We start from the raw sequence: 13,761 nt of genomic DNA on the forward strand, positions 1-13,761 counted from the left end.
CGATGTTACATCCGCTCGGGGGCGGACACGCCCAGCAGCTCCAGGCCGTTGGCCAGCACCTGGCGCGTCGTGGCGGCCAGGCGCAGGCGGGCCAGCTTCAGGGCGACGTCGTCGACCAGCACGCGTTCGGCGCTGTACCAGGCGTGGAAGTCCGACGCGCAGTCACGCAGCCAGAAGGCAATGTGGTGCGGCGACAGGTCCTGGGCGGCCAGCGCCACCACGTGCGGGAATTCGGCCAGACGCTGCATCAGCGCGAATTCGGACGGCGCGGTCAGCACGGACACGTCGGCGGCGGCCACATCGGGGGCGGGCATGCCGGCGTTGTTGATCATCGTGCAGATGCGTGCGTGCGCGTACTGGATGTAATAGACCGGGTTTTCGTCGCTCTTGGACAGGGCCAGGTCCACGTCGAACACGAATTCGGTGTCGGCGCGGCGCTGGATCAGGAAGTAGCGCACGGCGTCGCGGCCCACCCAGTCGATCAGGTCGCGCATGGTGACGTAGCTGCCGGCGCGCTTGGAGATCTTGACCTCTTCGCCGCCGCGCATCACCTTGACCATCTTGTGCAGCACGTAAGACGGGTAGTCTTTCGGGATGCCTTCGTTCAGCGCTTGCAGGCCGGCGCGCACGCGGGCCACGGTGCCGTGGTGGTCGCTGCCCTGGATGTTGACGGCGCGGTGGAAGCCGCGTTCCCACTTGGCCTTGTGGTAGGCCACGTCCGGCACGAAGTAGGTGTAGCCGCCTTCGCTCTTGCGCATCACGCGGTCTTTGTCGTCGCCCGTGCCCAGTTCGGTCGTGCGCAGCCACAGCGCGCCGCCCTCTTCATAGGTATGGCCGCCGGCAATCAGCGCATTGACCGTGGCTTCGACGCGGCCCGACGTGTACAGCGAGCTTTCCAGGTAGTAGTTGTCGAACTTCAGGCCGAACGCCTGCAAGTCCAGGTCTTGTTCGCGGCGCAGATAGGCCACCGCGAAGGCGCGGATGTCGTCCAGGCTGTCGATGTTGCCGGTGGCGGTGACGGGCTGGCCGTCGGACGCCTGCAAGGTCTTGCCGGCCTGGAAGTCGCGGGCGATGTCGACGATGTAGTCGCCCTTGTAGCCGTCGGCCGGCCATTCGGGGGAGTCGGTCGTCAGGCCGCGGGCGCGCGCTTGCACGCTGATGGCCAGGTTTTCGATCTGGTTGCCCGCGTCGTTGTAATAGAACTCGCGGGTCACGTCCCAGCCGCTGGCGTCGTACAAGCGGCACAGCGCGTCGCCCAGTGCAGCTTGGCGGGCATGGCCCACGTGCAGCGGGCCGGTGGGGTTGGCCGACACGAATTCGACCAGGATCTTCTCGCCGCTGCGCGCAGCGCGGCCAAAGCTTGCGCCCTGTTCGGCCACCGTGGCAATGACGGCCTGACGGGCGGCGGCGGTGATACGCAGGTTGATGAAGCCGGGGCCGGCGATTTCAGCGCTGTCGACCAGATCACGGGCGCCGGGGGCGGCCATCAGCGCGTCAACGATGGCCTGGGCCAATTCGCGCGGGTTGCGTCCTGCGGGCTTGGCCAGCTGCATGGCCACGTTGGTGGCGACGTCGCCGTGGGCGGCGACCTTGGGGCGCTCCAGCAGCACGTTGGGCTGGGCGTCGGGAAGGCTCTGCGCAACGGCGGCCTGGATCAGGGAGATAAGCTGTTTTTGTTGCTCGGGGAGCATGGGCGTCTGGAGAAGTTCTGGGTGAGTGACCGATGCGGAAGATCAGGCGGGGATCAAGCGGACGCGGTCCGGGCCGGCAATGTCACGGGAATCATGCTGAATGATAGTTGATTTGGCGGGCCAATCGGCGGGCGAAGGGCGTCAAACCGTCCGGCAAGCGTTCGCCGGGCCGCCGGAACTGTCAATAAAATCAAACCTCTAGCCCGGGGTGGCGGCGCCAGGGCGGCTGGCGCGCCGCAGCCAGTTGGCATCCCCCGGGCGTTGCGGTAGTGTATGTAACGTATTTAATGAGGGAGACCGCAATATGCTGATTACCTTTCACTCCAAGGCCGTGGCCGAGGTGCTGATGCTTTCCGACCACGCCGGTCCCATTTTGCAGGCGGCGGGCAAGCCCATCGGTGACAAGGTCCCCGAACGCGGCGTTTTCACCGTCGACCAGTTGGGCCCCGCCATTGCGGGCATCGAACACGCCATCGAAATCGCCGAACACCCCGTCGACGAAGACGACGAGGACAAAGCGCCCCGCTCCCCTATGGCCCGCGCAGTCGGCATGAAGGAACGCGCCTTCCCGTTGCTGGACATGATGCGGCAATCCCAAGCCGCCAATGTCGAGGTCACGTGGGAAGCGTCACGCGGCTGGTAGGCAATGTCGCCGGGCAGACAATCTGACCGGCTTTTTTTGCCTACCCTTTCGGCCTGACGCCCTTTCAAGGAATTCCCTATGCGCAGCGACATCACCATTGTTTTTGACCCCCGGCGTTCGCTGGACCTGACCGCCACCGTGGAAACCTCCCCGCAACGCCAGAGTCAGGCGCGTGATTGGTTTGACGGCGCCTGGGAAACCCTGGGCTGCGAACCGCTGCGGCCCAGCGGCAAGGTGCTGCTGCTGGACAAGGTGCTGGGCGTAGCCGACGCCCTGGGCTACGACACCCTGTCCACCGACGAAAAAGAAGCCCGTGAATTCGCGGAGAACCTGGCGCTGGCGCTGGAGCGCCCGCGCATCACGGTGGACTTACCGGGGCTGACGGTCGGCTATTGATCGCCAGCTTTTTCTACCTGATCCCCGCCCGCATGAACGACTGCACGAATTGCCGCTGGAACAGCAGGAAGGCGATCAGCAAGGGGGCGGCCGACATCAGCGTCGCGGCGGTAATCACCGACCAATCGATACCCTGATCGGTCGACGAGAACACCTGCAACCCCACCGTCAGCGGCCGGGACTCCACGGAGTTTGTGATGATCAGCGGCCACAGGAAGTTGTTCCAGTGGTGGCTGACCGACACCAGCCCATAGGCCACGTAGATCGGCTTGGCCAGCGGCACGTACACCTTCCACAGAATCTGCATGGCGCTCGCGCCTTCCATGCGCGCGGCTTCTTCAAGCTCGCGCGGCACCGTCTTGAAGGTCTGGCGCAAAAGGAAGATGCCAAAGGCCGACGCAAAGTACGGCAGGCCGATTGCGAACACCGTGTCGCGAATGCCCAGCTGGCTCATTGACCGGTAGTTCTCCACCAGCAGCACGTCGGGCATGATCATCAGCTGCAACAGCACCAGCATGAAGACGAAATCGCGGCCGCGAAACTCGAAGCGCGCGAACGCGTAGCCGGCCAGCGTGGACAGCACCAGCTGCGCCGCCAGCACCATCGTGACGAGCAGGAAGGTGTTCAGGAAGTAGCGCGGAAACGGCGCGGCCTGCCAGGCACGGGCGAAGTTATCGAGCGTCAGCGGGGCGAACAGTTCAAAGCGGGTCGCGTAGGCCGGCGGGTGAAACGCCGCCCACATGGCGTAGGCCAGCGGCAGAATCCACAACAGGCCCAGCGCCCACGCGCCCAGGGTATCGAGCTTGTCTTTCATTGATAGTGCGTCCTGCGATCCAGCCAGCGGAACTTGATCAGCGCGGTCAGCGCCAGCACCACCAGCAACACGACGGTCAGCGTGGCGGCGTAAGCCGTGTCCCAGAAACTGAAACCCACCTGGTAGATGTAATACAGCAGCAAGGTGCTGGCGTTGTCCGGCCCGCCGCGCGTCATGACGACCACGTGGTCCACCAGACGGAACGCGTTGATCAGCGCATTGATCAGCACGAAAAGCGTGGTGGGCATCAGCAGCGGCCATAAGATGCGGCGGAAATACTGCCAGCGCGATGCGCCTTCCAGCATGGCGGCCTCGCGCAGCGACGGCGACACCGTCTGCAAGGCGGCCAGGTAGAAGATCATGAAGAAGCCCGACTCCTTCCACACCGTCACGAGCATCAGCGCCGGCAGCGCCGTGTCGCGGTTGCCCAGCCAATTGGGGCCGGGCGAACCGAACCAGCCCATCACCTGCGCGATCAGCCCGTACTGCGGCGTGTAGAAGAACAGCCAGATGTTGGCCACCGCCACCATCGGCAGCACCGTCGGCGTGAAGTACGCCATGCGCAAAAAGCCGCGCCCGCGCAGATTGCGGTTTACCCACAGCGCCATGATCAGCGCAATGCCGATGGACGTGGGGATCGTGCCCAGCGCAAACCACAGGTTGTTCCACAGCGACTGCCAGAACACCGGGTCGTCACGCATGACGGCATAGTTATCCAGGCCCACAAAGCGCGCCGGCCGCGCGCCTTTGGGCGTGGAGAAAAAGCTGTGCCAGAGCGTCGCCACCGCCGGGTAATGCGTGAAGGCAGCGAGCAGCACGATGGCTGGCAGCAACAGCAGCCAGCCATAAAGCGCATTCAAAGAGCGGCTCATCGTGCTTGTCGGTTTACTTGTAGGGGCGCAGGATGCGATCGGCCTCGCGCTGGGCGTCGGTCAGCGCTTGCTGCGGCGTCTTCGAGCCCGTCAGCGCCGCTTGCAGCGCGTCGTTCAGGGTCTTGGTGACGCGCTGGTTTTCATGCGTGGAGAATTCCGCCACGCTGACTTCCAACTGGTCGCGCGCGACCGCCGCTGCCGGTACTTCCTGCGCATACTTCTTCATCTTCTCGGTTTGCCAGGCGGCCGGCGTCACGGCGACGTAGCCCGTGGCGATGCTCCAGTCGGCGGCGCGTTCCGGCGTCGTGACCCATTGCGCAAACTTCAGCGCGGCCTGCTGTTGCGCCGGCGTGCCGCTCTTGAAGATGTAGAAGTTGCCGCCGCCCGTGGGGCTCCCGCCGCGTTTTTGCTGCGGCATCATGGCCACGCCAAACGGGAAGTCGGCGTTCTTGCGGATGTTGGTCAGGTTGCCAGTGGTGGTCCAGACCATGGCCGCCTTCTTCTCCAGGAAGTCCTTCGGCGTGGTGCCCCAGTCGATGGTGCCGGTCGGCATGATCTTGTGCTTGGCCGACAGGTCGCGCCAGAACTGCGCGGCTTCCACCACCGCCGGCTTGTCCAGGTAGACCTCGTTGCCCGCTTCGTTCATCAGGATGGCGCCGTTGGGCGTCGTCAGCGCCTGGAACAGCCAGTACGCGAACGCGCCGCCCGACGGGATCTCGATGCCCCATTGCGTGGTGTTGCCCGACGCATCCTGCTTGGTCAGCTTCTTGCCGTAGTCGACCAGCTCTGCCCACGTGGCGGGCGCGCGCTCGGGGTCCAGCCCCGCGGCCTTGAACAGGTCTTTGTTGTAGTACATGACGATGGTCGAACGCTGGAACGGCACGCCCCAGGTGTGTCCGCCCGTGCGGCTGTTCTGCATGAAGGCGTCATAGAAGCCGCCCAGCCACTTCTTGTCAGCGTCGCTTTTGGCCAGCGAATCAATCGGCACGATGGCGTCTTCGTCGATCAGCGTGAACATGTCGGTGGACAGCAGCACGGCCAGCTGCGGCGGCGTGCCGCCCTTGAGCGCCGTCAGCGCCTTGGCGATGGAATCCTGATACGAGCCGGCGTAGATCGGCTTGATCTTGATGTCGGGATTTTCCTTCTGGAAGTCCGCCACCATGTCGTCAACGATCTTGGTGATCGGGCCGCCGACGGCAACCGGGTAATAGAACTCGACTTCTACGGGCTTGTTCTGCGCCTGCACAGGCAGGGACAGGCAGGCGGCGGCCAGGCTGGCGGCCAGGGTCTTCAGTACGATGCGTCGCATGGTGGCGTTTCCTTCCTGTGGATGTGGGCGTCTTCTAGCGCCCGACGGTGTTGATGACCGCCGAATCGGCGGCAAAGAAATGCTGCTGGGCGTCCTGCCAGGACAGGCGCAAGGCCTCGCCTGCACGGGCGCGTAAATGGCCGCCCACGCGCACGGCCACGCCGCTGGTGTCGCCGACGCGGCAGACCACGATGGAGTCCGCGCCGAAATACTCGACGCTTTCCACCGTGGCGGGAATGCCGTCGCCATCAATGCGGATGTGTTCGGGGCGCACGCCAAGCTTGACCGCACCCGCCGGCGCATTCGCGATGACGGGGCCTTGCGTGCCGGCGATGACGGTTGCGCCTTGCAGGCTTGCCAGGCCGATCAGATTCATGGGGGGCGTGCCGATGAAGCGCGCCGCGAATTCGCTGGCCGGACGCGCGTACAAGGCGTCGGGCGTATCGTGCTGTTCGATCTGGCCGCCGCGCAGCAGCACCACCTGATCCGCCATGCTCATGGCTTCGGTCTGGTCGTGCGTCACGTACACCATCGTGATGCCCAGGTCTTGCTGCAAGGCGCGGATTTCGCGCCGCATCTCGTGGCGCAGCTGCGCATCCAGGTTCGACAGCGGCTCATCCATCAGGCACACCGGCGCTTCCGAAATCACCGCGCGGCCCAGCGCCACGCGCTGCTGCTGCCCGCCCGACAATTGCGACGGCTTGCGGTCCAGCAGATGGCCCAGGCCCAACAGCCCGGCCACGCGTTGCAGGCGGCGGTCGAAGTCACGCGCCGGTTCCTTGCGCACCTTGAGGCCAAACAGAATGTTCTCGCGCACTGACAGATGCGGAAACAGCGCATACGACTGGAACACCATCGATATGCGGCGTTTGGCCGGCGGCAGTTGGGTGACGTCGCGGTCGCCGATGTGGATGGTGCCCGAGGTAGGCGTGTCCAACCCGGCAATCATGCGCAGCGTGGTCGACTTGCCGCAGCCCGACGGGCCCAGCAGCACCGTGAAGCTGCCCGCTGGCACGGTGAAGCTCACGCCGTGAATCGCGGCGGCGCCGCCATACTGTTTGGTGAGGTTATCCAGAACGATGGATGACATGCTGTCTCGACGATCTAATTGTTAGATCCGCATTGTTGCCTGTTATGAAAACCTTTTCATTGTGCAGCGCAAACATGACGGATTCGTGGCAATGCCCGGGGGTTATAGCCCCCGGTCTACGGCTCAGGCAAACGGCTCAGGCAAACGGATAAGGCCCGGGGTAATCCCCGATAACGGCGTGGTGAGTGACAAGGTTCTTGCCTTGCCACCAATGCAGCTGGTAGCCCGGCGGTTCCATGATGTATTGCAGCGTGGGGCGCGGCCCCAGCTCCAGCGCCAACTGATGCGCGGTGCCGGGACAGGTCGACGCAATGGTGCCGCCAAAGCGCTGGAAGATGGTGCGGTGCAAGTGCCCGCACAGCACGCGTTCAACGTTCGGAAAGCGCGCGATGATGCGTTCCAGCTCCGGCGCGCCGGCCAGCAGGCCAATGGCGTCCATGTGCTCGATGCCTGTCAGGAATGGCGGATGGTGCATCAGCACCAGCGTCGGCCGGCCGGGTTGCTCCGCCAGGCGCGCGGCGAGCCAGTCCAGGCGGTCCTGGCATAGTTCGCCGTGGCTCTTCATCGGCACGACTGTGTCCAGCGCCAGCATGCGCAGCGGATAGTTTTCGATGGCGTACTGGATGAAGTCGCCGCCCGTTTGCAGGTAAGCATGGTCGGGGAAGGCGGCGCGCAGTTGTGCGCGGTCGTCATGATTGCCGGGCAGCAGAAAGTACGGAATCTCCAGCGCTTGCAGGTGTTCGCGCAGCACCGCGTATTCGTGCGGGCGGCCAAGGTCGGTCAGGTCGCCCGTGATCAGCACGCAGTCGGGGCGCGGCGTCAGGGCATTGAGCGCGCGCACGGCCGGCGCCAGAAACGCGGCCGGGTCGATGATGCCGTAGGCCTTGTCGCCCGGGGTGCGCATGTGCAGGTCGGTGATTTGTGCGATGAGCATGATGCGTGCGGAATGTCGGGAAGTATTGGGATCAGCGGTAGTAGGGATCGGCGGTAGTAGGGATCAGCAGGAATAGGGATCAACGGCGAACGGCGGCTGCGGTGCCGCCCACCACGATGCAGTGCGGCAGGCGATTCGATTGGGGCGGCTGGCCGTGAATCTGTGCCAGCAGATTCGAGCACGCGGTTTGTCCGATGCCGTCGCTGGGCTGCGCCACGGTCGTCAACGGCGGCGTCAGCAAGGCGCCAAAGCGCATGCCGTCAAAACCGCTGACGGAAATATCGGCGGGCACGCGCAAGCCTAGCGCCACCAGGTCGGCGATGACGGCCGTGGCCAGCAGATCGTTGGAGCAGAACAGCGCCGTGGGCGCCTGCTTGCCGCGCAGCGCGGCTTTCAGCACGTCGGCGTCGCTGCCCGTGTGTGAACTCATGGCGATGTGCTGCACGGTGTCCAGGCCCAGCTTCTTGGCGCAGGCGCGCGCACCGGTCAGGCGGCGGCGCGCACGGTCGGACGCGGTCAACGGCCCCGTCACCAGTGCAATGCGGCGATGGCCCAACGCGGCCAGATGCGCGACCATGTCGCTGGCTGCCGCGCGGTTGTCGACGGACGCAAACGGGTGCGTGTTGGATTCGTTGTAGACCAGCACGTATGGCATGCCGGCGCTGTCCAGATCGTCCAGCGTGGCGCTCTTGTTGACGTCCGCCACGGTCAGGATCAGCCCATCCACCTGATGGTCCATCAGCCCTTGCACTGCTGCCGACTCCACGGCGGGGTCGTAGCCGGTAGCGGTCAGCATGACGCTGTAGCCCGATTCCCGCGCACGCCGTTCCGCGCCTTCAAAGCATTCAGCGAAGACGGGGTTCGACAACGTGGGGAGAATCAATCCGATGGTGCGCGTGCTGCCCGAACGCAGGCTGCGGCCGACCCGGTTCGGACGGAAGCCGGCGCGCTTGGCCACATTGCGGATGTGCGCCAGCGTGTCAGGGTGCACGATCTCGGGCTGATTGAACGCGCGCGACACCGTCGCCGGAGAAACCCCCGCCTTGCGAGCCACTTCAATGATGGAAAAGCGGGGCGACGGGCGCGTAGCCATATCTATATTGCTGTCGGATTACTGAAAACGATTTCATCTTACAAGACAAATATGACCTTTGTATTGCACGGGTTTGCGCTATGCTGGTGAAACCGCAACAACAGAAAGCCATGGCGCAGCGCAGCCGGTTGACCCCGTAAAACAAGGTGTTTTCGGTGTTTTTCCTAATTGACGCGATGCGAACAATGGCTGGGATCGGTCCGCTTCAACCTCGTCGCCAATCGCACGGGCAAGTATGGACAGACCCTCGGTCAAGGGGACCGGATGCGGAGTTCAGCTGCCACGCGTGATGCGCGGCGCCGGTAAAGAGGAAAGGATCATGTCTACTGCCTTAAACAGACTTGGCGCGCTGGAAGCGGCGCACAAGCTGCAACGGCGCGAGTTAACCGCGGTGCAATTGGTGCGGGCCTGCTTTGCCCGCATCGAGCAGCGCGAAAACACCATCCATGCCTGGACGGCGCTGCAAAAGCAGGCGGCGCTGGACCACGCGCAAGTGCTTGATAGCGGCGCGTTGCGCGGCCCCTTGCATGGCCTGCCGATCGGCGTCAAAGACCTGTTCGACACGGTCGATCTGCCCACCCGCTATGGCTCCCCCATCTATGAACGCCACCGCCCCGGCCTGGATGCCGCCGCCGTGGCGTTGTGCCGCGGCGCGGGCGCCGTGGTGGTCGGCAAGACGGTCACCACCGAATTCGCAACTTATCAAGCCGGCCCCACCCGCAACCCGCGCAACGAGGCCTACACGCCGGGCGGGTCGTCCAGCGGGTCGGCCGCTGCGGTGGCTGACGACATGGTGCCGTTTGCGCTGGGTTCGCAAACCGCGGGCTCCATCATCCGTCCCGCGTCGTACTGCGGCATCGTGGGCTTCAAGCCGACCTTTGGTGCGGTGCCGCGCGCCGGCGTGAAGAGTCTGGCCGAATCGTTGGACACGGTGGGCGGCTTCGCGCGGTCGGTGCCTGACGTGGCGCTGTTCGCGTCGGTCATGATGCGTGACCCGCGCATGATGAATCTGGCTTACGAGGGCAAGCCGCGCATTGGCATGTGCCGCACGCTGCAATGGCGGCATGCGCAAGCTGAAACGAAAGAAGCCTTCGCGCAGGCCGCCGCCACCTTGTCGCGGGCAGGCGCCTTCGTGCAAGAAGTGCCGCTGCCGCCGCAGGACTGCATGCTGGTGCAGCTGCATGCCGACATCATGGCGTTCGAGGCCTCGCAATCGTTGGCTTACGAACGCTTGGAACACGCCAGCCAGCTCAGCCCCAAGATTCAGGCGGTGCTGGAAGCGGGTGCGCAGATCACGGCGGAAGAACACATCCGAAATCTGGCGCGCGCCGAGGAATCCCGTGCGCGGGTGAACAGCTGGTTCGAGAACTTTGATGTGGTGCTGGCGCCCAGCGCTGCGGGCGAAGCGCCTTTCGCCGACCTGGGTACGGGCGATCCGCAATTCTCGCGCGCGTGGACGTTGTTTGGCCTGCCTTGCCTGAACCTGCCTTTTGCAACCGGCCCGCAAGGCTTGCCGGTGGGCTTGCAGCTGATCGGTCAGCGCTATGACGACTACCGCACGCTGGTCATCGGCGCGTGGGTGCACGAGCAATTGCTGGCCGCAAACACGCCCGACATCGGCGCATCCGATATGTGGCCGCGCGGCTGAACACGAGGCGTTGAAAGCAGAAAGCCCGCCAGATAAGGCGGGCTTTTTTTGTTGCCATGCCGCGCCAAGAAGCGGTGTGTTCTTGGGGGCCGCAAGCCCATGTTTCGGGCTTGCGTCAGGCGCTTACTGGTAGCCGAAGATGCGGATTACGCGGTCTCGGCGGTTTCCGTTTCGGCCGCCGTGACGGCGCCCGAATTGATGTGGCGGTTGACGGCGCTCAGTACAGCCTGGAACGACGCGGTGACGATGTCGCGGTCGATGCCCACGCCGAAGCCCGTGCTGGATTCGCCCACGCGCAGTTCCACGTAGGAGGCGGCGCGCGTGTCGGTGCCGGTGCCGATGGCGTGCTCGTGGTAGTCCATGATGCGCACGGGCACGTCCAGCGCGGCCACGAAGGCCGAGATGGCGCCGTCGCCCTTACCCGTCACGATGCGGCGTTCGCCGTTGTATTCGAGTTCGGCTTCAATGCTGAAGTGCTGGCCTTCGCCGGCCGACGGATTGCCGTCGATGCGGTGGCGGATCAGCTTCCACGGCGACTTCTGCTCGAGGTATTCGCGGTTGAAAATCGTGTGGACGTCGTCGGCAGTGACTTCGCGGCCTGTCTCGTCGGTGACGCGCTGAATGGCGCGGCTGAATTCGATTTGCAAGCGGCGCGGCAAGACCAGGCCGTGTTCCTGTTCAAGCAGGTACGACACGCCGCCCTTGCCCGATTGGCTGTTCACGCGGATGACGGCGTCGTAGCTGCGGCCGAGGTCGGCGGGGTCGATCGGGAGGTAAGGCACTTCCCAGACGGCGTCGGCCTGTTGCAGCGCGAAGCCCTTCTTGATGGCGTCCTGGTGCGAACCGGAGAACGCCGTGAAGACGAGGTCGCCCGCGTACGGGTGGCGCGGGTGCACCGGCAGCTGGTTGCAGTACTCGGCGCAGCGGCGAACTTCGTCGATGTCGGAAAAGTCCAGGCCGGGGTGCACGCCTTGCGTGTAGAGGTTCAAGGCGAGCGTGACCAGGTCCACGTTACCCGTGCGTTCGCCGCTGCCGAACAGGCAGCCTTCGATGCGGTCGGCGCCGGCCATCACGGCGAATTCGGCGGCGGCCACGGCCGTGCCACGGTCGTTATGCGGGTGCACGCTCAACACGATGCTGTCGCGGCGAGCCAGGTTCTTGTGCATCCACTCGATCTGGTCGGCGTACAAGTTGGGGCTGGTGGCCTCGATCGTGGCGGGCAGGTTCAACACCATTTTGTGATCAGGCGTGGGCTGCCAGACGTCGGCCACGGCATCCGAGACTTCCAGCGCGAATTCGGGTTCAGTCGTGCTGAACACTTCGGGCGAGTACTCGTAGCTCCATTTGGTTTCCGGGCGCTGCGACGTGTATTGCTTGATCAGGCGCGTACCGGTGGTGGCGATGCCTTTGATCTCTTCCTTCGTCATGTTGAACACGACCTTGCGGAAGGCCGGTGCGCACGCGTTGTACATGTGGACGATGGCTTGCTTGGCGCCCGCGGCGGCTTCCACGGTGCGGCTGATCAGGTCTTCGCGCGACTGGGTCAGCACGATGATGGTCACGTCGTCCGGAATGCGCTTTTCATCAATGAGCTTGCGCACGAAATCGAAGTCGGTCTGGGATGCCGACGGGAAACCCACTTCGATTTCCTTGAAGCCGATCTTCACCAGCTGTTCGAAGAAGCGGAGCTTGCGCTCGACGCTCATGGGTTCGATCAGGGCCTGGTTGCCGTCGCGCAAGTCCGTGCTCATCCAGATCGGCGCTTTGGTGATGCGGCGGCTGGGCCAGGTGCGTTCGGAGAAGTCGCGGGTAAAGGGCGCGAAGGGGACGTATTTGGTGGCGGGGTTGGCAAGCATCATTACTACACCTCGATCGGTTTCTTTTGAATCCCGGGAGCACTAAGTCTCGGCGGCGCGTATGACCGGATGACGGTCTTGCGCCTGGATTTGCCGTGATTGACCGGCAGGATTCACAACTAAAAAGGGGAAATCGCGTGTGGCAAACGTGGCTGCCGAGCTACCACGGGGACACTAGGCCCGGCAACCGATCGGTAGGTATAGCGATAGCGCGGCGGCGTTGAAGGAACGAGCGCGCAGGCCGGCGACCGGAGCGGCGGAGCGTCCGGTGGCAATCGCGAGGGAGGTGCGGTAAGCGGCCATAGGTTGCTAGTCAAACACACTTTGCCAGCCAGCGCAAACAGAAAAAGCGGGGGACGCATCGCATCCCCGCGCGGGTTTAGGCAAAAATCAGACGAAGTTACTGCGTCTGCATATGCCCGTTTTTCACGACTTTACCCAGACGTTCGCGTTCACTTGCTGCGAATTCGACGAAGCTTGCGCGCGAGCCGCCACCGGGTTCGATGCTGCTTTGGCGCAAGGCGTCCTGCACTTCTTTCGTCTGCAAAGATTTTTCGACGGCGGCGTTCATCTTGTCCAACACATCGGCTGGCGTCCCCGCGGGTGCGAACAGACCTGCCCAGTGGCCGATGCGGATCGCGGGAAAGCCTTGTTCGGCAGTCGTCGGAATATCGGGCGCGCTGGCCATGCGTTTGTCCCAGGTCGTGGCCAGCGCCTTGAGCTTGCCGCTCTGGATCAGCGGCAGCGTCACGATGCTGGCTTCCGAGGTGGCGTCGACCTGATTGCCGATCACCGCCGTCACGCCTTCCGAGCCGCTCTTGTAGGCGATGGGTTCCACCGGCAGTCCCGTCGCTTCCTTGACCATCTCCGCCACGAAATGCGGCGTGCTGCCGTTGCCGGCGGTGGAAAACGTGATGCGGTCGGTCTTTGCCTGCTTGGCGCGCGCGACGAAGTCCTTCAGGTCTTTGGCCGGGTTGGACGGATTGGCCACGATGACGGACGGCGTGATGGACAGCAGCGCCACGGGCGTCAGTTCTTCGTCTTTGTAGGGCTGGTCCGACCGGATCAGGCTGTTGGTGACGGTGCCATTGCTGCCGACCAGATACGTGTAGCCATCGGCGCCGCTGCGCGCCACGTGCGCAGCGCCCACGACGCCGCCTGCGCCGGGGCGGTTTTCCACAATAACGGCCTGATTCAAGGTCGAGCCAACGGCTTTCGCGATGATGCGGGCGACAAGGTCATTGGCGCCGCCCGCGCTGAACGGGGCGACGAAAGTGATGGGCTTGTCAGGCCAGGCGGCCAGGGCCGGCGAGGCGGCGAACGCGGCCGAACAGGCCACCAACAGGCCGGCGGCATACCGGACGGGGGTACGGAACATGGTGCTTCACTCCAGGGGGCCGGCCGCGCATCCGGCC

12 protein-coding genes are annotated in these 13,761 nt (G+C 64.4%); 3 read left to right on the forward strand and 9 right to left on the reverse strand.

The window, feature by feature from the left end:
• Positions 1-5: 5 nt before the first annotated feature.
• A complete protein-coding gene (gene argS, locus ACFZAI_RS16985; protein WP_391568012.1) occupies positions 6-1,691 on the reverse strand; it encodes an arginine--tRNA ligase in 1,686 nt (561 codons plus the stop codon).
• A gap of 304 nt (positions 1,692-1,995) precedes the next feature.
• Between argS and ACFZAI_RS16990 the strand changes: the two genes are divergently transcribed.
• Both ACFZAI_RS16990 and ACFZAI_RS16995 read left to right on the forward strand, forming a co-directional pair.
• The gene (locus ACFZAI_RS16990) at positions 1,996-2,334 is read left to right on the forward strand and encodes a DUF1840 domain-containing protein (RefSeq protein ID WP_391568014.1); all 339 of its coding nucleotides are present in this window, start codon (positions 1,996-1,998) and stop codon (positions 2,332-2,334) included.
• Between the two features lie 78 nt (positions 2,335-2,412).
• On the forward strand, positions 2,413-2,730 hold the full coding sequence (locus ACFZAI_RS16995; RefSeq protein WP_391568015.1) for a hypothetical protein: 318 nt from the start codon (positions 2,413-2,415) through the stop codon (positions 2,728-2,730).
• Positions 2,731-2,743: 13 nt separating this feature from the next.
• Here the strand turns inward: ACFZAI_RS16995 and ACFZAI_RS17000 are convergent, their stop codons facing one another.
• From ACFZAI_RS17000 to ACFZAI_RS17025, 6 genes are all read right to left on the reverse strand, one after another.
• Positions 2,744-3,544: a carbohydrate ABC transporter permease gene (locus ACFZAI_RS17000; protein ID WP_006216766.1), complete on the reverse strand. Its 801-nt coding sequence runs from the start codon at positions 3,542-3,544 to the stop codon at positions 2,744-2,746.
• A complete protein-coding gene (locus tag ACFZAI_RS17005; RefSeq protein ID WP_054420999.1) occupies positions 3,541-4,416 on the reverse strand; it encodes a carbohydrate ABC transporter permease in 876 nt (291 codons plus the stop codon). Before ACFZAI_RS17005 ends, ACFZAI_RS17000 begins: the two co-directional genes overlap by 4 nt.
• 13 nt (positions 4,417-4,429) lie before the next feature.
• Positions 4,430-5,725, reverse strand: coding sequence for an ABC transporter substrate-binding protein (locus tag ACFZAI_RS17010; RefSeq protein WP_391568016.1), 1,296 nt, complete (start codon positions 5,723-5,725; stop codon positions 4,430-4,432).
• Between the two features lie 34 nt (positions 5,726-5,759).
• Positions 5,760-6,815 carry an ABC transporter ATP-binding protein gene (locus ACFZAI_RS17015; RefSeq protein ID WP_391568017.1) on the reverse strand — a complete coding sequence of 352 codons (1,056 nt, stop codon included), beginning with the start codon at positions 6,813-6,815 and terminating at the stop codon, positions 5,760-5,762.
• A 136-nt stretch (positions 6,816-6,951) separates the two neighbouring features.
• Positions 6,952-7,749 (reverse strand): phosphodiesterase, encoded by a 798-nt coding sequence (locus ACFZAI_RS17020; RefSeq protein ID WP_391568018.1) that lies wholly within the window; start codon positions 7,747-7,749, stop codon positions 6,952-6,954.
• Positions 7,750-7,828: 79 nt separating this feature from the next.
• On the reverse strand, positions 7,829-8,842 hold the full coding sequence (locus ACFZAI_RS17025; protein ID WP_054421003.1) for a substrate-binding domain-containing protein: 1,014 nt from the start codon (positions 8,840-8,842) through the stop codon (positions 7,829-7,831).
• Positions 8,843-9,161: 319 nt separating this feature from the next.
• Here ACFZAI_RS17025 and ACFZAI_RS17030 point away from each other — a divergent pair, with 319 nt between their 5' ends.
• On the forward strand, positions 9,162-10,490 hold the full coding sequence (locus ACFZAI_RS17030; protein WP_391568020.1) for an amidase: 1,329 nt from the start codon (positions 9,162-9,164) through the stop codon (positions 10,488-10,490).
• Between the two features lie 146 nt (positions 10,491-10,636).
• Here the strand turns inward: ACFZAI_RS17030 and leuA are convergent, their stop codons facing one another.
• A complete protein-coding gene (leuA, locus tag ACFZAI_RS17035; protein ID WP_391568021.1) occupies positions 10,637-12,349 on the reverse strand; it encodes a 2-isopropylmalate synthase in 1,713 nt (570 codons plus the stop codon).
• A gap of 397 nt (positions 12,350-12,746) precedes the next feature.
• Positions 12,747-13,724 carry a tripartite tricarboxylate transporter substrate binding protein gene (locus ACFZAI_RS17040; protein ID WP_391568022.1) on the reverse strand — a complete coding sequence of 326 codons (978 nt, stop codon included), beginning with the start codon at positions 13,722-13,724 and terminating at the stop codon, positions 12,747-12,749.
• Positions 13,725-13,761: the final 37 nt, after the last annotated feature.

The organism is Achromobacter sp. NPDC008082 (assembly GCF_042957345.1).
Taxonomy (GTDB): Bacteria; Pseudomonadota; Gammaproteobacteria; order Burkholderiales; family Burkholderiaceae_B; genus Achromobacter; species Achromobacter kerstersii_A.

Bases quoted from the DNA above. Each gene is read 5' to 3' on its own strand.
- ACFZAI_RS17030 (WP_391568020.1), top strand. From the start codon at position 9,162: ATGTCTACTGCCTTAAACAGACTTGGCGCGCTGGAAGCGGCGCACAAG.
- ACFZAI_RS16995 (WP_391568015.1), top strand. From the start codon at position 2,413: ATGCGCAGCGACATCACCATTGTTTTTGACCCCCGGCGTTCGCTGGAC.
- ACFZAI_RS17000 (WP_006216766.1), bottom strand. From the start codon at position 3,544: ATGAAAGACAAGCTCGATACCCTGGGCGCGTGGGCGCTGGGCCTGTTG.
- argS (WP_391568012.1), bottom strand. From the start codon at position 1,691: ATGCTCCCCGAGCAACAAAAACAGCTTATCTCCCTGATCCAGGCCGCC.
- ACFZAI_RS16990 (WP_391568014.1), top strand. From the start codon at position 1,996: ATGCTGATTACCTTTCACTCCAAGGCCGTGGCCGAGGTGCTGATGCTT.
- ACFZAI_RS17010 (WP_391568016.1), bottom strand. From the start codon at position 5,725: ATGCGACGCATCGTACTGAAGACCCTGGCCGCCAGCCTGGCCGCCGCC.
- leuA (WP_391568021.1), bottom strand. From the start codon at position 12,349: ATGATGCTTGCCAACCCCGCCACCAAATACGTCCCCTTCGCGCCCTTT.
- ACFZAI_RS17015 (WP_391568017.1), bottom strand. From the start codon at position 6,815: ATGTCATCCATCGTTCTGGATAACCTCACCAAACAGTATGGCGGCGCC.
- ACFZAI_RS17040 (WP_391568022.1), bottom strand. From the start codon at position 13,724: ATGTTCCGTACCCCCGTCCGGTATGCCGCCGGCCTGTTGGTGGCCTGT.
- ACFZAI_RS17005 (WP_054420999.1), bottom strand. From the start codon at position 4,416: ATGAGCCGCTCTTTGAATGCGCTTTATGGCTGGCTGCTGTTGCTGCCA.
- ACFZAI_RS17025 (WP_054421003.1), bottom strand. From the start codon at position 8,842: ATGGCTACGCGCCCGTCGCCCCGCTTTTCCATCATTGAAGTGGCTCGC.
- ACFZAI_RS17020 (WP_391568018.1), bottom strand. From the start codon at position 7,749: ATGCTCATCGCACAAATCACCGACCTGCACATGCGCACCCCGGGCGAC.